This window comes from Dolichospermum sp. UHCC 0352 (assembly GCF_009711925.1).
GTDB classification, from domain to species: Bacteria; Cyanobacteriota; Cyanobacteriia; order Cyanobacteriales; family Nostocaceae; genus Dolichospermum; species Dolichospermum lemmermannii.
On the sequence record NZ_VIKY01000179.1, the window covers coordinates 1 to 24,811 of the forward strand.

The 24,811-nt window shown below is 37.5% G+C and carries 20 protein-coding genes and 1 pseudogene; 15 read left to right on the forward strand and 6 right to left on the reverse strand.

Annotation, left to right across the window (positions count from 1 at the left end; all coding sequences use genetic code 11):
* Positions 1 to 527 precede the first annotated feature (527 nt).
* From sipA to FJR06_RS12335, 8 genes are all read left to right on the forward strand, one after another.
* Positions 528 to 776 carry a regulatory protein SipA gene (gene sipA / locus FJR06_RS12300; protein ID WP_015080334.1) on the forward strand — a complete coding sequence of 83 codons (249 nt, stop codon included), beginning with the start codon at positions 528 to 530 and terminating at the stop codon, positions 774 to 776.
* Between the two features lie 49 nt (positions 777 to 825).
* A complete protein-coding gene (locus tag FJR06_RS12305; RefSeq protein WP_168651527.1) occupies positions 826 to 1,383 on the forward strand; it encodes a peroxiredoxin in 558 nt (185 codons plus the stop codon).
* Between the two features lie 199 nt (positions 1,384 to 1,582).
* Entirely contained in the window at positions 1,583 to 2,452 is an 870-nt protein-coding gene (locus FJR06_RS12310; RefSeq protein ID WP_168651528.1) for a polyphosphate kinase 2 family protein, read from the forward strand.
* A gap of 190 nt (positions 2,453 to 2,642) precedes the next feature.
* Positions 2,643 to 3,233: a chemotaxis protein CheB gene (locus FJR06_RS12315; protein WP_254434422.1), complete on the forward strand. Its 591-nt coding sequence runs from the start codon at positions 2,643 to 2,645 to the stop codon at positions 3,231 to 3,233.
* 146 nt (positions 3,234 to 3,379) lie between these two features.
* A complete protein-coding gene (locus FJR06_RS12320) occupies positions 3,380 to 5,275 on the forward strand; it encodes a CheR family methyltransferase (RefSeq protein WP_015080338.1) in 1,896 nt (631 codons plus the stop codon).
* 242 nt (positions 5,276 to 5,517) lie between these two features.
* Positions 5,518 to 6,882, forward strand: coding sequence for a cobyrinate a,c-diamide synthase (locus tag FJR06_RS12325; RefSeq protein ID WP_168651530.1), 1,365 nt, complete (start codon positions 5,518 to 5,520; stop codon positions 6,880 to 6,882).
* Positions 6,883 to 6,888: 6 nt separating this feature from the next.
* A complete protein-coding gene (locus FJR06_RS12330) occupies positions 6,889 to 9,834 on the forward strand; it encodes a UPF0182 family protein (protein ID WP_168651531.1) in 2,946 nt (981 codons plus the stop codon).
* 481 nt (positions 9,835 to 10,315) lie between these two features.
* The gene (locus FJR06_RS12335) at positions 10,316 to 10,711 is read left to right on the forward strand and encodes a hypothetical protein (RefSeq protein WP_015080341.1); all 396 of its coding nucleotides are present in this window, start codon (positions 10,316 to 10,318) and stop codon (positions 10,709 to 10,711) included.
* 328 nt (positions 10,712 to 11,039) lie between these two features.
* Here FJR06_RS12335 and FJR06_RS12340 read toward each other — a convergent pair.
* Positions 11,040 to 11,309, reverse strand: a pseudogene (locus tag FJR06_RS12340) (transposase); the annotation flags it as partial.
* On the opposite strand from FJR06_RS12340, the gene FJR06_RS12345 reads away from it, so the two are divergent.
* Complete coding sequence (locus FJR06_RS12345) at positions 11,263 to 13,446, forward strand: hypothetical protein (protein ID WP_254434423.1); 2,184 nt, start codon at positions 11,263 to 11,265, stop codon at positions 13,444 to 13,446. The pseudogene FJR06_RS12340 and the gene FJR06_RS12345 sit on opposite strands and share 47 nt — an antisense overlap.
* A 66-nt stretch (positions 13,447 to 13,512) precedes the next feature.
* Here FJR06_RS12345 and crtH read toward each other — a convergent pair whose 3' ends face one another.
* Entirely contained in the window at positions 13,513 to 15,018 is a 1,506-nt protein-coding gene (crtH, locus tag FJR06_RS12350) for a carotenoid isomerase (protein WP_168651532.1), read from the reverse strand.
* Positions 15,019 to 15,241: 223 nt separating this feature from the next.
* Between crtH and FJR06_RS12355 the strand changes: the two genes are divergently transcribed.
* The 4 genes from FJR06_RS12355 to FJR06_RS12370 all read left to right on the forward strand — a co-directional run bounded on the left by FJR06_RS12355 (position 15,242) and on the right by FJR06_RS12370 (position 16,905).
* Complete coding sequence (locus FJR06_RS12355; protein WP_015080343.1) at positions 15,242 to 15,433, forward strand: hypothetical protein; 192 nt, start codon at positions 15,242 to 15,244, stop codon at positions 15,431 to 15,433.
* Between the two features lie 32 nt (positions 15,434 to 15,465).
* On the forward strand, positions 15,466 to 16,116 hold the full coding sequence (gene upp, locus FJR06_RS12360) for a uracil phosphoribosyltransferase (RefSeq protein ID WP_015080344.1): 651 nt from the start codon (positions 15,466 to 15,468) through the stop codon (positions 16,114 to 16,116).
* 76 nt (positions 16,117 to 16,192) lie between these two features.
* Positions 16,193 to 16,528 carry a hypothetical protein gene (locus FJR06_RS12365; protein WP_015080345.1) on the forward strand — a complete coding sequence of 112 codons (336 nt, stop codon included), beginning with the start codon at positions 16,193 to 16,195 and terminating at the stop codon, positions 16,526 to 16,528.
* A 98-nt stretch (positions 16,529 to 16,626) separates the two neighbouring features.
* Positions 16,627 to 16,905 carry a YggT family protein gene (locus FJR06_RS12370; RefSeq protein ID WP_015080346.1) on the forward strand — a complete coding sequence of 93 codons (279 nt, stop codon included), beginning with the start codon at positions 16,627 to 16,629 and terminating at the stop codon, positions 16,903 to 16,905.
* Between the two features lie 54 nt (positions 16,906 to 16,959).
* On the opposite strand, the gene FJR06_RS12375 is transcribed toward FJR06_RS12370, so the two are convergent.
* From FJR06_RS12375 to FJR06_RS12390, 4 genes are all read right to left on the reverse strand, one after another.
* Positions 16,960 to 17,391 carry a hypothetical protein gene (locus FJR06_RS12375; protein ID WP_015080347.1) on the reverse strand — a complete coding sequence of 144 codons (432 nt, stop codon included), beginning with the start codon at positions 17,389 to 17,391 and terminating at the stop codon, positions 16,960 to 16,962.
* Between the two features lie 727 nt (positions 17,392 to 18,118).
* Positions 18,119 to 18,733 carry a Uma2 family endonuclease gene (locus FJR06_RS12380; RefSeq protein WP_168651533.1) on the reverse strand — a complete coding sequence of 205 codons (615 nt, stop codon included), beginning with the start codon at positions 18,731 to 18,733 and terminating at the stop codon, positions 18,119 to 18,121.
* 111 nt (positions 18,734 to 18,844) lie between these two features.
* On the reverse strand, positions 18,845 to 20,086 hold the full coding sequence (argJ, locus tag FJR06_RS12385) for a bifunctional ornithine acetyltransferase/N-acetylglutamate synthase (protein ID WP_015080349.1): 1,242 nt from the start codon (positions 20,084 to 20,086) through the stop codon (positions 18,845 to 18,847).
* A gap of 254 nt (positions 20,087 to 20,340) precedes the next feature.
* Positions 20,341 to 22,458 carry a serine/threonine-protein kinase gene (locus tag FJR06_RS12390; protein WP_168651534.1) on the reverse strand — a complete coding sequence of 706 codons (2,118 nt, stop codon included), beginning with the start codon at positions 22,456 to 22,458 and terminating at the stop codon, positions 20,341 to 20,343.
* A 478-nt stretch (positions 22,459 to 22,936) separates the two neighbouring features.
* On the opposite strand from FJR06_RS12390, the gene FJR06_RS12395 reads away from it, so the two are divergent.
* Together FJR06_RS12395 and FJR06_RS12400 are read left to right on the forward strand one after the other, a co-directional pair.
* Entirely contained in the window at positions 22,937 to 23,398 is a 462-nt protein-coding gene (locus FJR06_RS12395; RefSeq protein WP_015080351.1) for a helix-turn-helix domain-containing protein, read from the forward strand.
* A gap of 222 nt (positions 23,399 to 23,620) precedes the next feature.
* On the forward strand, positions 23,621 to 24,667 hold the full coding sequence (locus tag FJR06_RS12400; RefSeq protein WP_168632823.1) for a zinc-dependent dehydrogenase: 1,047 nt from the start codon (positions 23,621 to 23,623) through the stop codon (positions 24,665 to 24,667).
* Positions 24,668 to 24,811 lie beyond the last annotated feature (144 nt).

The following is a 24,811-nucleotide window of genomic DNA, read 5'->3' on the forward strand; positions in this document are numbered from 1 at the left end:
CCCCATTCCCTTGTAGGGAAGGGGGGAAGGGGGGTTAGGTTTTTGGAGATTATGGGTTTCATATAATACTTTTCAAACAACCTCTTAACATTTTTCCATCAAAACTAGGTATAAACATCTAAAAACCCGATCAAGGTTGACCGGGTTCTAGTGAATTTGCAGGTTTCAAATGATTAAAGTAAGTAAGTGATTGTAAGTTACTAAGGGTGGACTTTCTAAAACGCAAACACAGCATCTCTACGTCTTTCCGCTCTGGGATTTGGCTTCGCCATCTTATCTAAAGTTTGGCTAGTTGCCACTTTATGATCAATAATGCTGTACTTGTGGGGCTAATGACGGGGGACACTAGATCAATTGCCCTTTCTCTTAGTTGGTTTCTTCTTAACTTGGTGTCCTATGGATTTAATATATCATTTCATTTTGGATGTGGAATATGTTCTTTACATTTATTAACAAATAGGTGGAAAGGAAGAAGAGTAAAATAAAATCGATATTTACCGTTATTCAAAATTACAAACTGTTGTAAAATGTCGTCAGAATTCCCAATTGGCAGTAAAGTCCGTGTGGTATCATTGCCACCTTATGTCAAAACCGCTGACCCAATGCCTATGTTACGTCCTGCTGATGTGATTTATGTTGGTGAGGAAGGTATAGTTCTTGACCGTCGCCCTGGTGGTTATTGGGGTATACGCTTGACTAGAGGTGCTTTTCTTATAGATAGCCAATACATTGAGAGTATCGAAAAACCACTAGAAAACCAGTCAGATTCAGAATAGCGGCTAACAAGAATGTAAACTTATTTAAGTTATATTTTTGGTGAAGACTATGATTTCGCGCCGCACTTTTATTAACATTCTATTTGCCACTTGCTTGGCTGTTATCAGTTGGTTGAATTTTACCCCTCCTGCTCAAGCTTTAGGTGGTAAATTACCGGCAATTAATCAACCTGCACCTGAATTTACCTTACCAACTAATACGGGGAATGGTGAGGTTTCCCTGGCTGATTTCCAGGGTAAGTGGGTGGTTCTCTATTTCTACCCGAAAGATTTTACCTCCGGTTGTACTATTGAAGCAAGACGTTTTCAGCAAGATCTACCTAAGTACATTGAGAAAAATACTGAAATTATTGGTATCAGTGCTGATGATATTGATTCCCATGCAGAATTTTGTGATTCAGAAGGGTTAAAATTTCCTTTGTTAGCTGATACTAAGGGTGAAGTTAGTAAAGCTTATGGTTCTTGGATAGGTGTTGTCTCTATGCGCCATAGTTTTATTATTGATCCTCAAGGGATATTAAGAGCAACTTTTGTGGGAGTTAATCCGAGTATTCACAGTACGGAAGTTTTAGCAAAGTTAACAAAATTGCAATCTGCTGTTTTTTAAAATAAGTTTTCACTCTGTCTCTCTGCGGTGAAAAGGTTTTTTATCTAACCACAGAGGCACAGAGAACACAGAGAGAAAGAGGTTATACTAAATTAAGATGAAGCTCCATAGAATAAGATTTCAAAAATAATTAAACGCAGATAAACGCAGATGAACGCAGATGAATTTATGAATTTTATTGGAGTGCTAATTTTTTGATATGAATCATGATCCTTATATTGTTAAACCAGGTGATCAAATTTCTTTGGTAAAGGACTATAACCCAGGTTATAAATGTGAGTTTCACCAAAAAGATGATGCGGTGAAAAAATTAAAGACAGGTATTTTACAATTAGCGAAATATCAAGATATTCTTTATGCTCAAAATACCTATTCTTTATTGATTATTTTTCAAGCAATGGATGCTGCTGGTAAAGATAGTACGATTAAACACGTGATGTCTGGCGTTAATCCTCAAGGATGTCAGGTATTTAGTTTTAAATCACCGAGTGAAGAAGAGCTAGATCATGATTATTTATGGCGTTCAATGAAGTCTTTGCCAGAAAGGGGAAGAATTGGCATTTTTAATCGTTCATATTATGAAGAATTACTCATAGTCCGTGTCCATCCAGAAATTCTTAAAAAACAACAATTACCCAATTTTCCTCAAAATAATCATATATGGAAACAGCGATTTGAGGAAATTAATAATTTTGAAAAATACTTGTTCAATAATGGGGTAATTGTCCTCAAGTTTTTTCTAAATGTTTCAAAATCGGTGCAAAAAAGACGGTTTTTAGAACGGATTGAATCACCGGATAAAAATTGGAAACTTTCTGTTAGTGATGTTCGGGAAAGGGCTTTTTGGGATGATTATATGGATGCCTATGAGCAAGTTTTTAACCATACAAGTACAGAATTTGCACCTTGGTATATTGTTCCTGCTGATCGTAAATGGTTTACACGCTTAGTGGTAGCAGATATTATTTGCCAAAAATTGCAGGAATTAAATTTGCAATATCCGCAAATGAGTGAAGAACATAAACAGCAATTATTAGCAGCCAAAAAAACTTTAGAAGCAGAAAATTAGTGAATTAAAAGATCCTGTGTAGAGACGTTCCATGGGTAGGGATTCTCGGCTCTACATTTTTCATGGAACGTCTCTACATTTTTGTCCCCAAATGCTTATTTGGAAAGTTCTATACGTCTGTGGATACAGGGAATGAATTGAAAATTTTGATATTTTGAGGATGGGGGAAACTATAATCTTCAAGATAAATATGCCAAATCTTCCTAACTTTGATATTGTGGCTTTAGCGGCTTCTGCTGGTGGGTTGACGGCGTTAATTGAGGTACTTTCACATTTACCCGCAGATTTCAAAGCAGCAATTGTGATTGTTCAACATTTAGATCCTCGTCATCCATCTCTCATGGCAGAAATTCTCAGTCGTCGGACTCCACTGACAGTAAAACAGGCAAAGGAAGGAGACAAACTCACACCCGGGACTGTTTATATTGCTCCTCCTAATAATCATTTGTTGGTGAATAGTGATGGTACAGCCTCTTTATCGCAGTCGGAAATGGTGCATTTTCTCCGTCCTTCGGCAGATTTATTGTTTGAATCTCTGGCTGGAAGTTATAAAGAAAGAGCGATCGCTGTTGTCCTCACAGGAACTGGCAGTGATGGGGCAATGGGAGTAGAAGCAATTCAAAAAATGGGTGGGACGGTAATTGTCCAAGATGACAAAAGTGCTGAATTTCCAGGAATGCCGTCCGCAGCAATTAAGACTGGGAATGTAGATTTTATCCTGCCTTTAGCAGAAATTTCTTCAGCTTTGCTAACTTTGGTGATGCCTCATCCTGATTTGTAATCTATTACCAATTTAGTTTATTATAAAAAATTGACTATAAAAACATAGATACCCGACTTCTTTGAGAAGTCGGGTATCTGGGGGGATCTGGTGATTCTGTATCTCTATAACGTAGTTCATTTATTAGCAAAATCCTGATTTATTTTATGAATGTCCCACAGAAAGACCCTGATTTTGAAAACCTCCTCGAATATTTACGAATCAACCGAGGCTTTGATTTCACAGGTTATAAACGTTCAACTTTAATGCGCCGTGTTACGAAAGAAATGGAGACTTTAAATATAGATACTTTTGGCAATTATCAAGATTATTTAGAAGTTCATCCAGATGAGTTTAAAAATTTATTTAATACTATTTTAATTAACGTCACCGCTTTTTTTAGAGATGCTTCAGCGTGGGAATATTTAGCCAAAGAAGTTATTCCTAATATCATCAAAAATAAACAACCAGATCAACAGATTCGATTTTGGAGTGCTGGTTGTGCTTCTGGGCAAGAAGCTTATACTTTAGCAATAGTAATAGCGGAAATATTGGGAATAGAAGAGTTTCGTAATCGGGTAAAAATCTACGCAACAGATGTAGATGAAGAAGCTCTCGTTCAAGCTCGTCAAGCTAGTTATTCAACCAAAAATATTGATGAAGTCCCGTTAGAATTACGCGATAAATATTTTGATATAGTCAATAAAAATTATGTTTTTCGCCAAGATTTGCGTCGTTGTGTAATTTTTGGTCGTCATGATTTACTTCAAGATGCACCGATTTCTCGGTTAGATTTATTGATTTGTCGCAATACCTTAATGTATTTTAATTCGGAAACCCAAGGAAAGATTATCAATCGCTTTCATTTTGCTCTTAATGATCATGGCTATCTGTTTTTAGGAAAAGCAGAAATGCTAGTTATGCACTCTAATTTATTTATCCCTATAGATTTAAAAGACCGTGTATTTGAAAAAGTAGCTTTAGGAAACTTCCGCAGTCGTCAAATAGTTATGAACAATTTAGAAAATCAAGAATCAACTACTGATTTGTCTCAAGAAATACGCATTAGAGATTTGGCTTTTGATACAGCATCTAGTGCCCAAGTTGTAGTAGATAATGATGGCATATTAATTATGATTAATGAACAAGCTCGTAATTTATTTGGTCTGACAACAAAGGATTTAAATCGCCCTTTTCAGGATTTAGAATTATCCTATAGACCTGTGGAATTACGCTCAGTAATTGAGCAAGTATATAATGAACGTCATCCGATTACACTCACAAATGTTGAACGTTATCAGTCTAATTCAGAAATTCAAAATTTAGATGTGCGGGTGATTCCTTTACAAGATAATAATCAAATTATTCTTGGTGTAACAGTTGCCTTTAATGATATCACCCGTTATCTGAAACTCCAAACAGCATTACAACGTTCTCGACAGGAACTAGAAACAACCAATGAAGAATTGCAATCAACTAATGAAGAGCTAGAAACAACCAATGAAGAATTACAATCTACCAATGAAGAATTAGAAACAACCAATGAAGAATTGCAATCAACAAATCAAGAAATGGAGACAATGAATGAAGAACTGCAATCGGCTAATGAGGAGTTACAAACAATTAATCATGAATTAAGCGATCGCACCAGTGAACTTGACCAAAGTAATATTTTTCTTTCTTCTATTTTAGGCTGTCTGCAAATGGGAATGGTAGTCTTAGATAATAACTTGAATATTTTAATTTGGAATCATACAGTTGAAGATATGTGGGGTTTACACAGTGAGGAAGTAGTTCATAAATCTTGGTTTAGCTTGGATATTGGTTTACCTGTAGAAAAATTGCGAAATCCAATTCGTGATATTATGTCCGGTAAAAAGAAGTTCCAGGAAATACTCCTGAATGGCACTAATCGTCGCGGCAGACAAATCCAATGTTATATTGCCTGTAGTCCCCTAATGAATGAAACAGTAAAAGGTGTTATTATCATGATGACAGATATTGAAAAAATCAACAGTATGATTTCTCCAACAAAAATTGAAGAAAGACAACGGGAAGGATAATTGTCAGTGGTCAGTGGTCAGTGGTCAGTAGTTAGAATATATGATCTTAGAGGTTGTTTGAAAACTTTTTCGTGTGGGATCTGACACCCGCAGATCCCCCTAAATCCCCCTTGAAAAGGGGGACTTTGAGGAATTTAGCCCCCCTTTGTAAGGGGGGTTGGGGGGATCTCGATTAATTCTGATACTTTTCAAACATCCTCTTAGTTTTTAATTGTTAATTTTGAATTTTTAATTGTTGATCTATGTCTATAATTATTGCTGGAGAACGGAGTGGAGTCGGGAAAACAACAGTTACACTTACCCTATTAGCATCTTTACGTCGTCGTGGTGTGAAAGTACAATCTTTTAAAGTCGGACCCGATTATATTGATCCGATGTTTCATCAATATGTAACTGGTCTTCCTTGTCGAAATTTAGATGCTGTACTAACTTCAGAAAATTATATTCAAAAATGCTTTAACCATCATTCTCCTCAAAGTGAATATACTTTAATTGAAGGTGTAATGGGTTTATTTGATGGTATTGGTCAGTTAGCAAATACAAATGGAAAAACAGACTTTGCAAGTACAGCGCACGTTGCCAGATTATTAGATATCCCCATCATCTTAGTAATAGATTGTAGTCGCTTATCGGGTTCAGTAGCCGCAATTGCACACGGTTATTGTTCTTTAGATAGTAGAATTAAAGTTGCTGGTTTAGTATTAAATCGGGTGGGAAGTGATCGACATTTATCATTATTAAAAACTTCCCTTGCACCTTTACAATTACCCATACTTGGTGTTTTAAGAAGACAAGATAACATTACCATTCCTGACCGTCATCTGGGTTTAATTCCCACTTCAGAACTACCAGAATTAGATCAGATAATTAATAGTTTAGCAGATATAGGTGATACTTACTTTGATTGGGACAAACTTCTACCACTTTTAAAATCATCATCTTCCCCAATTCCCAATTCTCAATTACCAATTACCAATTCCTCAGTAAAAATTGCTGTAGCGCGAGATCAAGCCTTTAATTTTTACTATCAAGATAACTTAGATCTACTAGAAGAATTAGGAGCAGAATTAGTATTTTGGAGTCCATTAAATGATGATCAATTACCAAAAGATATCCAAGGAATGTATTTTGGTGGAGGGTTTCCTGAAGTATTCGCACAACAATTAGCTGCAAATATTAGCCTAATTCAAGCAGTCAAAAATTCAATTTCAGCAGGAATACCCACAATTGCTGAATGTGGAGGATTGATGTATTTGTGTGAGCAAATTATTGACTTTGACGGTAACTCTTGGCCAATGGTGGGAATATTACCCACTCATGCACAAATGGATAAAAGATTAACATTAGGATATCGTCGCGCGGTAATTTTAGAAAATACTTTTTTACTTGATAGCAATAAACATATTTTTGGCCATGAATTTCATCGTTCTCATTTAATCACTAATTCTCCCCAACCATTATTTAATACCTATCGCTATGATTGTGATGAAAATACAGGTTTTGAAGGTTGGTATTTACCTAATGTTCATGCTTCCTATATTCATCAACATTGGGGAGAAAGTAGAGAAATACCTCAAAGATTTATTCAAGAATGTTTAAAATCCTAGTTAAAAATGACATTAAATGTTTTAGAAATGAAAACTATTAGAGTTTTTATAGGCTGTTTGGGTTTGTGGCTATTCTTAGATATAGCTGCTCATTTGGGTGCGGAAATTTTTTGGTTTCAGGAAGTTGGTTATCTAGAAGTATTTCTACAAAGATTGTTAACTCAGGGGAGTTTATGGTTATTTATTGTGAGTTTGAGTGCCATTTACTTGTTAGGAAATCTCACTTTAGCCCAGAGGTTAAAATATCCCCCTTTTCCTAATTCTAGTCCGATACAGGAAATAAAAATTAGTCGGAAATTAACCACTTTTCTTAGTCCTCAGTATCCCACAAATAATCAATCTCCTCAATGGCATAATTATACCAATAAAATTAAATTGCGATGGCTTTTACCTCTAATCCTAGGATTAATTTTTTTGATGTGTTTAGTGTTAGCACAATATGGAGAAATTGCCCTCTCTTATTGGCCAGGGAAAGTTAATCAATCCAGTTTATCAGTGCCACTGCTATTGCGAGTAGATATAATTTTGCAGTTGGGAAAACAGATAATTTCTCAACCTTTGTATTTAGGATTATTTGGGGGATTGTCCATGGCTATATTAATTTATAGCAAATTCTTCCTCAGAGCGATCGCTATTATTTTTAGTCTCAGTTTGGGCTGGATAATGTCTCAATATTGGTCAAAAATTCTCTTATCTTTTCATCCTATTTCCTTTGATCATTCTGAACCATTATTTGGCAAAGATATCAGTTTTTATATTTTCCATCTGCCGATCTGGGAACTCTTAGGATTTTGGTTAATAGGATTATCTCTATATGGTTTTATTAGCGTTATTCTCACCTATTTATTATCAGCTAATAGCTTCAGAGAAGCTATTTTTCCAGGATTTTCTTCTCCACAAATGCGCCATTTATTGGGCTTATCTGGCTGTTTAATGTTAGTAGTATCTTTAAATTATTGGCTGAGTCGTTATCAACTGCTTTACTCGGTTCGTGGAGTGAGTTATGGAGCTAGTTATACTGATGTTAAAGCCCAATTACCAGCAGATACAATATTATATATTTTATCGGTAGCTATAGCCTTATATTTATTGTGGTTAACTGTATTTTGGCAACAAAAATCCTCACATCATCGCTGGGCAATTTATACATTAGGTATGTATATAACTTTTATATTAATTGGTAATTTTATTTTACCTATGGCTGTACAAAGTTTTATTGTTGAGCCAAATGAATTACAAAAAGAACAACCTTATATAATGCGAAATATTGACCTTACTCGTCAAGCATTTAATTTAGATGTCATTGATTCTCAAATATTTAACCCCACAGGAAAACTCACAGAAGCAGATATTAAAGCTAATGAATTAACAATTAAAAATATTCGGCTTTGGGATCAAGAACCATTATTAAAAACCAATCGTCAATTACAACAAATTCGTCCTTATTATCAATTCCCTGATGCTGATATTGATAGATATTTAATTAAAAATAACGGGACTCAAGAAAAACAACAGGTACTAATTGCAGCGAGAGAATTAAATTATCCAGATGTTCCTCTCCCCGCACAAACATGGGTAAACCAAAATATGATTTATACTCATGGTTATGGCTTCACTATGAGTCCAGTTAATACCGTTGCTGCTGCTGGATTACCAGAATATTTTGTCAAAGATATTAGCCAAAATGGTAGCGTCTTAAATACTTCTAATGCCAATATTCGTGCCAGTATTCCCATCGGACAACCCCGAATTTATTATGGAGAAATTAGTAATACTCATGTTATGACTGGGACAAAAGTTAAAGAATTAGATTATCCCAGTGGCAGCGATAATGTTTATAATACCTATGATGGATTAGGTGGTATTCATATCAACTCTCTATGGAAAAGATGGCTATTTTCTATATATTTAAAAGATTGGAAAATGGTATTTACCAGAGATTTTTTGCCAGAAACTAAAGTATTATTACGACGAAATATTAACCAACGAATTCAAACTATTGCCCCTTTTTTAAAATTCGATAGTGATCCTTATTTAGTTGCGGTAGATGCCCATATAGATGGTAAAAATCAACAATTTCCTGGCCAAGAAAATTATCTTTATTGGATAGTTGATGCTTACACCACAAGCGATCGCTATCCTTACTCAGACACAGGTAAAAATAGTATTAACTATATCCGTAATTCCGTCAAAGTCGTTATTGATGCTAATAACGGTACAGTCAGATTTTACATTGCCGATGCCGCCGATCCATTGATTACAGCTTGGTCAAAAATATTTCCCAAAATGTTTCAACCACTGAGGAATTTACCAGTCAATCTCCGCAGTCATCTCCGTTATCCAGTAGATTATTTCAAAATTCAATCTGAACGCTTAATGATCTACCACATGACAGATCCTCAAGTATTTTATAACAGAGAAGATCAATGGCAAATTCCCAATGAAATCTATGACAACGAAAGCCGTAAAGTTGAACCCTACTATTTAATAACCAGTCTCCCCAACGTCTCCTTTGAAGAATTCATCCTCTTACTTCCCTACACACCCAAACAACGCACCAATTTAATCGCTTGGTTAGCAGCACGTTCTGATGGCGAAAATTATGGCAAATTACTATTATATAACTTTCCTAAAGAACGCTTAATTTATGGACAAGAACAAATTGAAGCCAGAATAAATCAAGATCCAGTTATTTCTCAACAAATTTCTCTGTGGAATCGTCAAGGTTCAAGAGTAATTCAAGGTAATCTGTTAATAGTTCCCATTGAGCAATCATTACTATATGTTGAACCAATTTATTTAGAAGCCACACAAAATAGTTTACCAACATTAGTAAGAGTAGTTGTAGCCTATGAAAATCGCATCATTATGGCACCCACCTTAGAACAAGCACTACAAGGAATCTTTCAACCAGAAATTGCACCACCAACAACTATCATTCGTCCCCTGTAGGGGCAATGCCCCTGTGCTTACCCCAAAACCCTATCAGGACAACCACGAGGGTTTACCCCTACCATTAAATTAATAGACATCTCCGGTAATTAAATGTGCGTGGTTTGAAACCCTTGTACAGACGTTCTATAGAACGTCTCTACATTCATTTTCGGAGAGGTCTAATGTATCGGTCTTCTAGAAATTCAAAAATTTAAACAACTATTACAATACTGTATTTTTAATATCCACCTACCACTTCAGGTATATATTCACATAATAAAAAACAAAACTATTGACAGAGATAACTAATCTTTACTTTTGCTAAACCTATAATCAGAAGCTATATACAGCTTTACCTAAACAAATCCTAGACTTAAATTAAAAGTTTGAAAATTCAACATCAGTCACAATTAAAACAGACTTTATATTGAGGGGTTTGCCACTTGGTTCTGTCACACTTGTTAATTAAGAACCATTATAGATTATTAAGGAAAATAAGATGTATATAGAGCAGGTATTGGGAAATACACTCATGGCCGACAATACCAATTTGTCCATTGCTCAAAGTGCAGTTCAACAGGAAAAAGTCCAAGTCCAATATCACAACATCCAAATACCAGATTTAGCACTATCTTTAGCTCCTCTGGGATTTATTTTTGTTTGGGCTATGTTTCTCCTACTTTTTCATAAAATCCGCACCAATACAGATGATCGGATATGCGTGAAAAGTAAAATTCTACAAAAAGTTCCCTGTAAAAAATGTCAATTTTTTGCCAATAACCATTATTTAAAATGTGCTGTCAAACCTGATTCTGTTCTCACAGAAGCAGCCATAGACTGTTCTGAATACGTACCTAAAAAAGTTGGCTTTTCCCATAAAAAGTTATTTCGCTAAATACCAAATCATACCAGATCCCCGACTTCTTCAAGAAGTCGGGGATCTATTTCCGATTAGTCCATAAGTGCCATCTATCCGTCCTAAAAAGCGTCTGTGAGTACGTGGAATCCCGATTTCTAAATAGGGCTTGCTGAAAAAGTGGAAAAAGGCAAGAAAAAAGATGACTAAGTAATTAGGCAAAAGTAAGTATAAGTTTTTGTTGTTTAAAATTAGGCAAAATATCACCTTTACTAATAAAATCAGAGAAATTAAAGAGAATTGCGGTAAAATTGCTGTTGTAATTCGTTTTTCAGAGGATGTTTGAAAAGTTTTAGAAAGTGAAAAATTAAGCAAGCCGTCTAACCATAATACGGATCATGGCAAGGTAGATAAAAGTTTCAGAAGTTTCGGGCAATAATTCATAATCTCTAACCAAACGCCGACACCCCATCAGCCACCCAAAAGTGCGTTCTACGACCCAACGCTTTTTGAGCAAGACAAAGCCCTTGGTTTGTTCTGGGCGCAAAACTACCTGTACAATCCAACGAAAAAAATCCATCACCCATTGCATGAACGGTTCACCGTCAAAGCCGCCATCTACCCAAATAGTTGTTAAACCTCAGAAACTCATATTGGGCAAGGGTCAGGTTACTGGGGTATGCTTTACTCATCTCACTCTCTCGGTGCTGTCTATTATCTATTTACAGCTTATACTGAGAGAGCTTTTTTACCACCTTTCCGACTTTTCAAACATCCTCTTAGACTTAGCAGGAAACAATCACGGTACGGTGATTGAGGCGATTACTGTAAATGATCAGACTTTACCCATTGCCTCTAATGCCCTGCTGTGTAATGAGTATAGTAGCGTTTCCTTAGATTCCAATACGAAGCGGAAAGTAGCGATGATGCGCCGTTTCTTTGCTCATCCCTCACCCAATGGCGTTACATTACTCCCTGATAAGCGGGTTGAGGCTTTGGAATTGAAATGGATTGGTAACGCCCAGTTTGCGCCGACGTTGTTGGGCTACATCGAAGGACCACCTCCCGTACCCAGTGAAAACCTGACCTTAGAGGACGATTACAACGGTGCGACATCTGTGGAATTAACCATGTCGGAAGATGTGGAATTTAACTGGACGCGATCGCAGGATTCTGGTTTGGGAGGAACTTTGGACACTTTTATCGGTGCCGGGGGTACAATGTCGATTCTAACTGCGCCAATGGGTATCGGTACGTCAATCGAAACCAGTGCCAGCGTTGGTTTCAAAGGTAATTTTGACTTCAGCTACCAATTCCAAAATGAGAGTAGCATTACCTCTAGTTCGTCTTTGAGCATGACGGATAAACTAGAACTACGAGGAACACCAGAAGTTACTCCCAAATTCCCTCATCTAGGGACTCGTTTTGTTCCTAAAAACATCGGTTATGCCTTAGTCGTTTCGGCTATGGCTGATGTTTTTGTGACTCGTCTTGCTCGCAGTGGTAAAATGATCGGCTATCAAGTGCTGCCTGTGGATGGCATTCCTCCCGATGTCAATACCATCACCTTTTTAATGAATCCTGCCTACACCATGAATGGCAGCTTAGATGGGATGACAGGTAGCAGTGCTACGAGCGATCGCTTCTTTAAGCACGTTCCTGAAATGCGCTCTCAGTATGGCTCTCTCTATCCAGCTAGTTACTACCGTCTGCAAGAAGCCTACGATCTCAAACGGCAAATTGAGGCTGAGGATAAACGCCGAGAATCCTATTTCTCTAACTTTGATGTGCGTTTAGTGGATGAAACCTCCTTAAACCGCAATATTGACAGTGGGGATGCCCCCTCAACGGTGGGATTACAACGGGAAGAAGACAAACCGGGTACTCAGATGACAGATGAGGAAAAGAAAAAAGCCCAAGACGACAAAGCACAAAATTTTCAAGATAGTGCGGCTCAGTCTGCTGACAAGACGAGTGCAGCTACTAAACGGAAACAGGCCGAAATCCAAAGCAAAATCGACGACCAAGAGAAACGGGTACAAGCTACTGACAGTTTTGCGGGTTGGCAAAAACGCATGGAAAGTATCCAAATTCGCTCCGGTAAGCGTAATATTGTCAATACCTACGTTTGGGATGCCGATGGCGGACTACGCACAGAAGCTCAAAGTTTTGCTAATACGGTAGAGCATACCATTGGTGGGTCTTTTAGCATGAATGCAGGGTTAGGGCTTCAAAGTGAGTTTTCAGCCTTTGGCGTTGATGTAGAACTCACCGCCCAAGCTACGGTAAACTTAACTCAAACCATGAGTAAAACGGAACTGCGGAGTAAGGGGTTTGAGTTGAATGTGGATTTGAGTGGTTTAGAGTATAAAGGAATTACGGATTATAAAGACCGACCCATTTTACCCGGGGAAAAAGTCGATCGATATCGGTTTATGAGTTTCTACCTCGAAGGTAGCACCAATCACTTCCAAGACTTCTTTAACTATGTGGTTGATCCCGAATGGTTAGCAAGTAATGATGAGGAAGCACGAGCGTTACGTCAAGCTCAAGCCGGAAAACCCAATAAAGCCTGGCGGGTTTTACACCGTGTGACTTATGTAGAACGTCCAGCTTTGATGGGTTTTGGTCATGATGTTCGCAAGTTACGGGCGGCTACTGAGACTTCCGAAAATCAAAGACTCATGGATAAAATTGGCGATTTGGAGAAGAAAAACCAAGAATTAGAGAACAAACTTGATCAAATTCTTGACTACCTAAAACCAAAGCAATAGTTGATCATTGAAGAAGAGCTTAAAAGATCCCCGACTTCTTAAAGAAGTCGGGGATCTATTTCTGATCTATTTCCTGAGTTGTAAATCTACTCCAATCCGATGAGCGCAAGCAAACCCAGAAAAAGCCACAGCATTCACACCTTGTCCGGGGAATGTACTATCTCCTACACAATACAAATTAGGAATCACAGTACGATTGAAAGGCATTCCCAATAACCCCGACAACTTACGTTTAGGTATTGGTCCATAAGTTCCATCTATCCGTCCTAAAAAGCGTCTGTGAGTACGTGGAGTCCCGATTTCTAAATAATCTAACCCAGCATTTAAACCAGGAAAAATAGCCTCTAATCTGTCAATAATTTGCCCTGCTGCTATTTCTTTTTTATCCGTATACTCGCTTTCGGAAAGTCCCTGCCAATTACTAATCCAGTCAGGTGTAAAGGCATGAATAATATGATATCCTGGTGGTGCTAAATCCGGGTCAAGGAGGGTAGGAATAGAAACAAAAATTGTTCCTGTTGCTGTGGTCATTTCCTGCCAATCTGTTAATAAAATATGATGGCATTCTGTTCCTAGAGGTAAAACAGATGATTTTACCCCTATATGCAAACTTAAAAAACTAGGTGATTTAATATATCGTTGTTGCCAATTTTTTTCTTTAACTGGCATTTTTTTGGCTGGTAGTAGTTTTGTAAATGTGTCCCAGCGAGTGGCATTAGATACTATTTTTTTACCATAATAAACTTGACCATTTGCTAATTGTACACCTACAGCTTTTCCCTGTTTGGTAATGATTTTTGTGACTCGCGCTTGGTATTTAATTTCACCCCCCAATTGTGCTAAACCTGTGACTAATTTTTCGGCAATTTTCCCAACTCCACCCCGAGGATAATTAACTCCTCCATAATGTCTATCAGAAAAAACCATACCAGCATTAATCATTGGTGTCATGTCCGCTGGAACGACTGACCAGCAATAACACTCGATATCAATAAATTTTAATAACTGAGGATCTTGAATATACTTTCGTGCCACTTCTCCCACATTTAAGGGTAAATACTTGGCTAAACCTAGACAAGCTAATGGATTTTTAAGAAATACCCGCAGTAGATATTTAGGTTCTTCTAATGATAATAGTTCAATGTTATTTAGGCAATTAAAAACTTTTTGACATTCATCATAAAATCGCCTGATTCCCTTGGCTTCCTGGGGAAAATAAGCAATTAGATTTTGGAGAAATTTTTCATAATCTCGATCAATTTTTAAGTCCAAGCCATTGGGTAAATGATAGTGAATCTGGACAGAATCAGGAATGGTTTCGAGATTAACATTGACTGCATCTAAGGCACGGGTGAGTAAGTTGGTTGTTCCTTTATTTCCCATGCCAAAAATCATTGATGCACCGACATCAAATGTATATCCTTGGCTTTGAAAATAGCCAGCACTACCACCGGGAATAAGATAACTTTCAAAAACTATAACTTTTGCACCTTTGGCTGCTAATTGGGTGGCTGTCACTAAACCACCAATACCAGAACCAATGATAATGACATCAAATAATTCAGAACTCATAATTTGTAATTTAATCCAAAAAAGAGGGAAAAGTCTGCTGCTGCTGACTAATCCCGCCTGCCGATTCTTTAAAGAGAGGAGAACACTTGAGAATAATATAACTCTGATTGAGAATCTTTGTCAACTATTAATGAGAAGATTTATCAATAAATATATTTAGGGCTTGCACATAATTCACTTTTTTAACCCGGAAACTCTTAATATATCTAGGTTTTCGGTTTATATGGCTAACTATCAGCAACCCCTATTTACTCCTGACTTCTTCCTGGGCGCAGACCCTGCGCCCCTACCTTCTTCTTTCTTCTTTCTCCTTTCTCCTTTCTTCTTCCTGACTCCTGACTCGGTGACTCCTGACTCGGTGACTCCTGACTCGGTGACTCCTGATTCGGTGAATTCTGCTATGATGTTCCAGTAAAAAGACAATTATCCAGTCGCCCTTTTCTAGCTATGACACAACAACTCCGTGTTTATGTTCCACCTCATCCTTTAATTCAGCACTGGTTGGGAGTTGCTCGTGATGTAGCTACGCCATCTGTATTATTTCGTTCTGCTATGACTGAGTTGGGTAGGTGGCTAACTTACGAGGCTGCTAGGGAGTGGTTGCTGACTCAAGAAACAACGGTGCAAACGCCTCTGACTACCTGTTCAGCAACTTTTATTAATCCTCACATACCTGTGGCTGTTGTGCCGATTTTACGGGCTGGTTTAGGCTTGTTGGAGGGAGCGCAGGGTGTACTGCCTTTGGCATCAATTTACCATGTTGGCTTGGTGCGAAATGAAGAAACTCTAGAACCTAGTTGTTATTTAAATAAATTACCTGAAAGATTTGCCCCCGAAACGCGGGTGTTAATTACTGAGCCGATGTTGGCTACTGGAGGCTCTATAATGGCAGTAATGGCGGAATTGAGCCAAAGAGGTGTTGATCCGGCGTTAATTCGGATTATATCTGTAGTTGTTGCTCCCCCAGCGTTAAAAAAATTGGCTGCTGTCTATCCTGGCTTAATCCTTTACACCGCTACTATTGATGAAACGCTTGATGATCATGGGTATATTGTACCAGGGTTGGGTGATGCGGGCGATCGCATTTTTGGAACTTGAGCTAGGATGCCGCTAAGGCCGGAAAATAGCTAAAGTATTGTCAAAGTTGCTTATTTTCGAGAAGACGGTAAAAAATATGAGTCAGCAAGATGGTTTTGCTAGTGGTTTGTTACTGGGGTCATTGATTGGGGGTGTAGTTGGTGGTGTTTTAGGGGCGGTGATTACTTCGCGCTTAGATGCTAAGTTTGCAAATGAAGAGAATGAAGGGTTAACTGCTGGGGAAAATGATGGACAGACAGGGACTAAAAAGCGGCAAATGAGGGCTTCTGCTCATGAAAGTTTGGAAATAGAAGCAACCAGGCGATCGCTCGAAGATAAAATTGCCCAACTTAATGCCACAATTGATGATGTGCGGAAGCAATTAGGTAATGTCAACAGCAACTCATCCCAGGAAGTTAATGAGCATTCTTAAGCTTTCCCTTAGTTATATTGATTGGCTACACAATGCGACGTGAGCTAAATTAAAATCAATCATGAATCTATGTTTGACATTTAACAGGAAAGTTACCCATGAATTTACTAATTACAACCCTAGCCACCTTTGTCTCCCTTTACAGCTATTTGCTGATTATTCGAGTCTTGTTGACTTGGTTCCCTACGGTTGACTGGTCTAGTCAACCATTTGCGGCTTTAAGCCAAATTAGTGATCCCTACCTCAATCTATTTCGTTCCATAATTCCCCCCTTGGGTGGCATGGATTTCTCCCCTATCCTGGCATTTTTGGCATTGAACATAGTTGGTGGTGTTTTAGATAGTTTAGCTCGCGCCACCTTGGTACAAGGGTTTTAAGCCCCAAATTACGATTTTCAATGTAAGGACGTTCCCAGGAACGTCTCTACACTCTTATCTTCTCACTTGTCCGCTAAATCCAGCAGCTTTAAATTGTTTAAGTTGTAATGGTAAAGGTTGATTACTAGGGACAGTGATTCTAAATTCAAAATCACTAACTCCGGGAGGAACTTCCGCGATTAAACCCAGACGAGTCCGATTTTGTAAGGTTGAATCACCGTTAGCATCATATATGCGCCCAAAAATATCCGCATCATAGACGGTTTTACGAGTGCTATTTTCCGCTTTACCTGTAACTATGAAGCAACTAGCAGAATTTGAACCGCTACTACCCACTACTCCGCTTGTAAGTTCTGATGGACATTCGTGGTAGGAAATATTAGATAGTTTAATCTGTGTTAATGCTAAGGCTGTGGGTGTCCATATCCAGGAAAGTAACCCCATTAGTCCTGCTATAAAAATTAACTGCATTGAGCGTAACCGCATAAAATACACCTTTGATTGGAAATTTACGAATGTCACGAGTACAATTTTACCTCACGCAGAGGCGCAGAGTCCCAAAGACTAAAATTTCCAGTTATTGATTTTTGGTGTTACATGATATAGATATCAAAGTCTGCTAAAGCTATTTTAGGAATAAATCATAATTAAAACTTATAAAAATATAATAATACTTTTAATATTCATAACTCATCACAATTCAAGTTTAGATTTTCTTAATAATTAATTGAGAATTATTTTTATTTAGCAACGAGCTTGCAATACTTTCGGCGATTTGCTATAATCATGAAGATTTTCATAATTGGCCTTATATTGTCAATTTTATATCTGTCTGACAATATGATCCTCAAAACCCTTTATTTATAGTCGTTTCAGAAATCAATATCTAGAAATAATACAAAACTTCATAAATTAGCAGCAATTTTTGAGAGAGATTTAGACAAAAATTAGCCAAGAAATTATGGAAGTTGACTGGGAGAAAAATGTACTGTTGACAAATAAGTTAATTTATGGTATGTAACCCGTGCGACTTAACGGAAGTTTTCTTACCCAATAATCAATCTAAGTAGGTAAACACAATAAAACCAAACTGTGTAAAGAAACGTAAAATCGCTGAAAACTTCTTTACTCTTGCCTCAAGCCTAGTGCTATAACGACCATTTTCAACGCCAACCTACTTATGTGACGGAAAAATTTATTCATGATTTTATTGTCAAGAAGCTTGAAAAATTTGATTTGCTGTAATATTTAAGTCAGGAAAAGTTTGGGAAATAATCCGTTCATGATCTCTAAACTTACTAATTTGATATTCTTCATCAACCAAATTACAAACAGAGATTGTCGGTTGTTTAGGATTACCAATAAAATTCCTGCCACCTAAAGCTGCATAATCTACAATCCAATATTCAGAAATTCCCATTTCTTCATAATCAGCATATTTCAAATGGTAATCATCACGCCAATTAGTTGATACAACTTCAATCACCAAAGGTATAGATGCACCATTACTGATGATAGATTGTTTTTTCCATAGTTTTTCGTTTACCAGATTTTCACGATTTAGCACCAACACATCTGGAAAATAACCAGAATCTTTACCTTCTGGTCTAACTATAACTTGGTTGGGAATTAAATAGGGCAGGTCTAACCGATCAATTATACCACTCAGCTTGATCGTTAAAAACCCTTTTGATTCTTCATGTTCTCCTACTGGTTGTGCCATTTCAATGATATTCCCATTATGTAGTTCGTAACGTACCCCGGAATTGTCAGGAAGCCCCGCGACAAATTCTTCAAAGGTAGTAACTTTAGATAAAGTTTGAATCATGGCTGTTGAGTGTTGCTGATCATAAAAATATTATAGCGGCATTGTCAAACCTCAACTCAGATTAAGAACTATTGGCGTTGCAACTAAAAGTTAAGCAGCAACGCCGATTTTTTAAGTTGTATACTCAGCGTTAATTTTCACATAATCATAACTCAAGTCACAACCCCAAGCCTGACCTGTTCCATGACCATTACCAACACCGACGGAAATTAACACCGTGTCTGATTGCAGATATTCACCATTAGCTGCTGCTTTTAAATATGCACTAGCTGCGGCTTTATCAAAGGGTAAAGGTTGACCATTTTCAAATAGCAAAATATCCCCTAATTTAACGGAGAGGTTTTCTTGTTCAAAGGGGACTCCAGCCCGTCCAGCAGCAGCAGCAATCCGTCCCCAATTGGGATCATGACCGAAAATGGCAGCTTTGACTAAAGATGACCCGGCAATGGTTTTGGCGATTTGTCGGGCTGATAATTCATCGTGAGCGCCAGTGACTTGGACTTCTATTAAACAAGTTGCACCTTCGCCATCACGAGCGATCGCTTTCGCCAAATGCTGACACACATAAGTTAACATAGCTTCTAGCTTCTGTGCCTCTGCCCCCATTTCGGTAATTGCTGGGGTGCGAGATTGACCATTTGCTAAAGCAATTAAACAATCATTTGTACTTGTGTCACCGTCAACTGTGATAGAATTGAAGCTTCTATCCGCTGCTCTGGTTAACATTTGTTGCCAAAGCGTAGAAGAGACTGCTGCATCACAGGTAACAAAGGCTAACATTGTCGCCATGTTGGGGTGAATCATCCCTGAACCTTTAGCAATGCCACCAATTCGCACTGGACGGTCATGGATAATGGTTTCTAAGGCTATGGATTTGGTGATTAGATCTGTGGTGACTATTGCTCCTGCGGCTGCGTCTGAGCCTGTTTCTGATAGTTCTGCAACTACTTTGGGGATACCACCCCGCAATATATCCATTTTAATCCGTTGACCAATTACGCCGGTGGAAGCTAATAAAATGGATTCTGGGTTAATACCCAATTCTTTACCTAACAAGTCTGCACTTTCTTGAGCATCTTTAATCCCTTGTTCACCTGTTGCGGCGTTAGCTTGTCCCGCATTACAAAGAATGGCTCTCGCGCTATGTTTCCCTTGTAATACCTGACGACAGTAATCTACACAGGCTGCTTTAACTTGGCTAGTGGTGAATACACCTGCGGCGATCGCTTCCACGTCTGATACAATTAAAGCTAAATCCGGTAATCCCGAAGCTTTCAGTCCTGCTGTAATTCCCGAAGCTTTATACCCCCGCGCTGCTGTCACACCACCAGTAATTATTTGCCAGTCTGCCATAATTTTGCTCACAATTATCTATATCACGTTTACTGCTCAATTACCTTCCGCCTCTGGTTTGATATCAGCGTCCAGTATTTATCTCTATAAGTGAGTTTATCTGTTGACGACAATCTTTTTTAGGTTGGCGTTGAAAATTGTCGTTATAGCAAGAGGCAATACTTCGACTTCGCTCAGTAACCAGAGGCAAGAGTAAAGAAGTTTTCAGCGATTTTACGTTTCTTTACACAGTTTGGTTTTTTCCGTTCACCTACTTACCGAAATTTAGTTTTATCAAGTACCAAACCTCGACGGGAAAAATTTTCGTCATTATTGACTGGAATCTGCCAAATTTTAATTAAATTATCTTCACCACCACTAACTAAAAACTTCCCGTCAGCACTAAAAGCAAGGGAGATAACAGCATTACTATGTCCCGTCAATGTTAGCATTTCCTCTCCTGTAGCCACGTTCCAGAGTTTAATGGTGTGATAGATTTGTTCTTCAGAAATATTTCGTCCAGCACTTGCTAAAATTTTACCATCAGGACTAAAAGCAATAGTATTAACACTATTATCTTCTACCATGAGAGTCCGAATTTCTTTTAGGGTTTGTAGATTCCATAATTTAATTGTGCGGTTGCGGCTGGAACTTGCTAAAATTTTACCATTAGGACTAAAAGCCACAGCTATGACTGTTTGTGAACTGGTACTTAAAGTCTGAATCGGTTCTTCTTGATTAATATTCCATAATTTAATAGTTTTATCAAAACTACCACTTGCTAAGGTGACACCATCAGGACTAATATCTACAGAACGTACCCAATATTTATGACCAATTAAAGTACGAATTAGCTTACCTGTTGTTAACTTCCAAATTTTGATAGTTTTATCATCACTAGCACTAACTAAAGTTTTACCATCACCACTAATAGCTAAACTATGAATTGCATCAGTATGACTTTTTAAGGTGTGAATTAATTGATTTGTTTCTAAATTCCAAATTTTAATAGTTTTATCATCACTACCACTAACTAAAGTTTTCCCATTAGCAGTTATAGCTACTGCATTAACATTTTGGGAATGTCCCTGGAGACTGGTAATTTCTTTACCTGTTATGACATCCCATAATTTAATATTATGACATTGACTATTACTACTTTTCTCACAATCACCACTACTGATAATCAGTTTACCATTTGGACTCATAACCACTGACAAAACTTTGCTTTTATGTCCAGAAAAAGTATTGACTAAAGATAATTTTTTTGCTGATATTTCAGATATTGGTGGACTATTGTGAGGTTGACTCCAACTAAAAGAAAAATTAGTTTTTAACTTGCGAAATTCTCGATAACCAGATTCTGCTAATCCCAAAAAAACAATTATCCCCAAGATGAAAATTAAATTTCTAACCCAAATATATTTTGATGAATGTGGGTGAGAATTTTTTCTAGGTGATTCTATAATTGTATGATTCGCTGCTGGTAGAATATGAGTATGCTTTTTCATCAAATCTCTAATTACTTCATCAGCAGATTGATAACGATCCTGTATTTCTTTTTGTAGTAGCTTATCTATAATTTCTGCTAATTCTAAACTTAAAGGAAAACGTAAATAATGCCGCCAATTTCCTACCCAAGCATAACCATATTCCATCCATAATTGAAAAGGAGAAATTCCTGTTAATAGATGAAAACAAGTCGCACCCAAACCAAATAAATCACTTGCAGGATAGGCTTTTCCATCTCTAATTTGTTCAATGGGAGAATAACCATGGGAACCGATAGAAGTACCATTTTTTCGCTGTACTTGTGCAGTTAACTGTTTAGAAGAACCAAAATCAATAAGTGTTAATCTCCCATCAGATTTTCGACGAATAATATTTTCTGGTTTAATATCACGATGAATTACTCCATGTTGATGCACAAATTTGATAATTGGCAATAAATCCAATAACATAGATTGAATATCCCAATCTTGATAAATTCTCCGAGATTTTAATTCATTAAATAAATTTTGACCATCAATAAATTGTTGCACTAAATACAAACAATTATCCTGCTCAAAATAAGCTATTAATGTGGGAATTTGGGGATGTTCTCCTAATTCTTGAAGTCGTCTTGCTTCTTCTGAGAATAGCTGAATTGCTTTTTTTTGTGACCAAGTACCTTGAAATTTTGGTGCTAGTTGTTTAACTACACATAATTCATTTAATTTATCAATATCTTCTGATATATAAGTTCTGCCAAATCCGCCTTCATCAGAAAGAACACGGAGTACACGAAACCGATTTCTCAAAAGTGGCACTAACGGAGTGTGACAAGTTTGACAAATTTGATGATGATCTGGATTTTGAGGATTTGAACAATCGGGATTTAGACAGCAGATCATAATCTATATGGTGCATCTGCATGATAAAATATATAGATAAACCTAGATTTTACTAAGGCAATTAGTAATTATATTTAACCTGGAACTTCACAAGTAGGGAAGATGTATTATTGCCAATTATTTTGATGATATCTCATTTTAAATAGAAAATAACGGCATTTTGCCATTATTATGGTGATGTATATTTTAGTGGAAAATGGCAGTTATATTTTAGGTGAAAATAATTATTTCTTTGCCTATATTCTCCCATACAAATCATTTGTTAAACTGTATTTTTGTTTACAGATATGTCAAATTGTGGTGAGAATTTACAAGATTTTATCTAGCTTCTCCATAAAAATGTCCAAAAAATAAACTTGCCCAAAATCTATTGCTTTGTCACAACGTTTCACAAAGTATATTTTATTTGATTTCTGTTGCGGATATTGCGTTTAGAGGATATAAAAGATATGATGTAGATATCAAAAATATATTCATTATGAAGACTATCACTGAGCAAAACCTGCCTTTAGAGTCAGTTATGGCTCAAGAACCGGAAAAATCATCTATCAAGCATCTTGAAAGTATACTCCAGCTTGAAGGCTCTCAAGCAAAATTAGTAGGAGTAGACGGTCAAGAAATTCCCATTCCCGAATCGGTTTATCAGATTTTACATCAAGCTGTTCATGCACTAGCATTAGGCAAGGTAATATCTGTAGTCATTCAGGATAGAGAACTAACAACACAAAAAGCCGCAGACATTCTCAAAGTTTCCCGTCCTTACCTGATTAAGTTATTAGACCAGGGTGAAATTCCTTGTATTAGAGTGGGAACACATCGCCGTGTCCGGTTTGATGATTTAATGAAATATAAAGAACAACGTGATATAAACCGGAAAAAATGCCTACAGGAACTTATTGAAGTAACTGAAGAAGCGGGACTGTATGATTATGAGGAATGAGTAAATTTTCTTGGTGAACTATTTGAAGAATACCCTCAAACAATGGTTCAAATTTTACTCACACAATCTCAAAAATATAAAAGAACTCCTTTAACTTTGATTCAATTACTAGATAAATTAAATAACCAAATACCAGGATTTGTTGAAAAAATCCATACTTCCATAACCTAAAGTTGACCACAAAATGTTAAATCTAGTAACGTTAAATAGTGGAAAACCAACGTGAAAGCACAAGTATTTAGAGGCGTAAATCAATTATCCTACGAAGAAGTCCCAGTTCCTACCCTAGACGCAGATGAAGTGCTGGTGCAGGTGCGGGTTGTGGGTTTGTGTCAGTCAGATATTAAAAAGATTCGTTATCCTTTGTATGAACCGCCACGCATATTTGGACATGAAACCGCTGGAACTATTGCGGCTGTTGGTTCACAGGTAAAAGGGTGGCAAGTAGGACAACGGGTAGCGGTGATGCACCATATACCATGTATGCGTTGCGCTTACTGTTTAAATGATAATTTCTCGATGTGCGATGTTTATAAAAATATCTCTACTACCGCAGGTTTTAACGCCAGTGGTGGCGGTTTTGCGGAGTATGTGAAAGTTCCAGGTCACATTGTCGAAAATGGTGGCTTAATTCCCATCCCTGATGATATCAGTTTTGAAGAGGCGAGTTTTGTTGAACCAACTAATTGCTGTTTAAAAGCGGTGAAAAAAGCCCAAATTGCACCGGGACAAACTGTATTAGTAACTGGTGCAGGTCCAATCGGGTTAATGTTTATGATGTTGGTGAAGTATTTTGGAGCGAAAGCGATCGCTACTGACCTCTTGCCATCTAGAATTGAAAAGGCTCTAGAAGTAGGCGCGGAAGCAGCTTTTGATGCCCGTGACGCTGATTTATCTACCAAAATTCAAGCTTTAACTGGGGGAATGGGTGTTGATGTCACCTTGTTAGCTGTTCCCAGTGACAAAGCATTTTTCCAAGCTTTAGACTGCACTCGCAAAGGTGGAAAAATTCTCTTCTTTGCGGAGTTCCCAGACGAGTTGACAATCCCCATTAACCCCAATACTCTCTACCGTCGGGAAATAGATTTAATGGGCAGTTATAGCTCATCCTACCGCCTGCAAAGCCTATCTGCGGACATCGTATTTAATCGCCGCATTGATGTGAAAGCCTTAATTAGCGATCGCTATCCCCTCCAAAATTTACCACAAGCCGTAGATCAAGCGATCGCCCCCACGGCGGAAACTTATAAGATTTTGATTTATCCATAGTGGAGGAGTAGGGGAGTAGGGGAGTAGGGGGAGTAGGGGGAGTAGGGGGAGCTGTCTCTTATACACATCTAGATGTGTATAAGAGACAGATTGTGAGGTTGACTCCAACTAAAAGAAAAATTAGTTTTTAACTTGCGAAATTCT

Excerpts from the sequence above, each read along its gene's own strand:
- sipA (WP_015080334.1), top strand. The coding sequence starts at position 528 with ATGTCGTCAGAATTCCCAATTGGCAGTAAAGTCCGTGTGGTATCATTG.
- FJR06_RS12305 (WP_168651527.1), top strand. The coding sequence starts at position 826 with ATGATTTCGCGCCGCACTTTTATTAACATTCTATTTGCCACTTGCTTG.
- FJR06_RS12310 (WP_168651528.1), top strand. The coding sequence starts at position 1,583 with ATGAATCATGATCCTTATATTGTTAAACCAGGTGATCAAATTTCTTTG.
- FJR06_RS12315 (WP_254434422.1), top strand. The coding sequence starts at position 2,643 with ATGCCAAATCTTCCTAACTTTGATATTGTGGCTTTAGCGGCTTCTGCT.
- FJR06_RS12320 (WP_015080338.1), top strand. The coding sequence starts at position 3,380 with ATGAATGTCCCACAGAAAGACCCTGATTTTGAAAACCTCCTCGAATAT.
- FJR06_RS12325 (WP_168651530.1), top strand. The coding sequence starts at position 5,518 with ATGTCTATAATTATTGCTGGAGAACGGAGTGGAGTCGGGAAAACAACA.
- FJR06_RS12330 (WP_168651531.1), top strand. The coding sequence starts at position 6,889 with ATGACATTAAATGTTTTAGAAATGAAAACTATTAGAGTTTTTATAGGC.
- FJR06_RS12335 (WP_015080341.1), top strand. The coding sequence starts at position 10,316 with ATGTATATAGAGCAGGTATTGGGAAATACACTCATGGCCGACAATACC.
- FJR06_RS12345 (WP_254434423.1), top strand. The coding sequence starts at position 11,263 with ATGAACGGTTCACCGTCAAAGCCGCCATCTACCCAAATAGTTGTTAAA.
- crtH (WP_168651532.1), bottom strand. The coding sequence starts at position 15,018 with ATGAGTTCTGAATTATTTGATGTCATTATCATTGGTTCTGGTATTGGT.
- FJR06_RS12355 (WP_015080343.1), top strand. The coding sequence starts at position 15,242 with ATGGCTAACTATCAGCAACCCCTATTTACTCCTGACTTCTTCCTGGGC.
- upp (WP_015080344.1), top strand. The coding sequence starts at position 15,466 with ATGACACAACAACTCCGTGTTTATGTTCCACCTCATCCTTTAATTCAG.
- FJR06_RS12365 (WP_015080345.1), top strand. The coding sequence starts at position 16,193 with ATGAGTCAGCAAGATGGTTTTGCTAGTGGTTTGTTACTGGGGTCATTG.
- FJR06_RS12370 (WP_015080346.1), top strand. The coding sequence starts at position 16,627 with ATGAATTTACTAATTACAACCCTAGCCACCTTTGTCTCCCTTTACAGC.
- FJR06_RS12375 (WP_015080347.1), bottom strand. The coding sequence starts at position 17,391 with ATGCGGTTACGCTCAATGCAGTTAATTTTTATAGCAGGACTAATGGGG.
- FJR06_RS12380 (WP_168651533.1), bottom strand. The coding sequence starts at position 18,733 with ATGATTCAAACTTTATCTAAAGTTACTACCTTTGAAGAATTTGTCGCG.
- argJ (WP_015080349.1), bottom strand. The coding sequence starts at position 20,086 with ATGGCAGACTGGCAAATAATTACTGGTGGTGTGACAGCAGCGCGGGGG.
- FJR06_RS12390 (WP_168651534.1), bottom strand. The coding sequence starts at position 22,458 with ATGATCTGCTGTCTAAATCCCGATTGTTCAAATCCTCAAAATCCAGAT.
- FJR06_RS12395 (WP_015080351.1), top strand. The coding sequence starts at position 22,937 with ATGAAGACTATCACTGAGCAAAACCTGCCTTTAGAGTCAGTTATGGCT.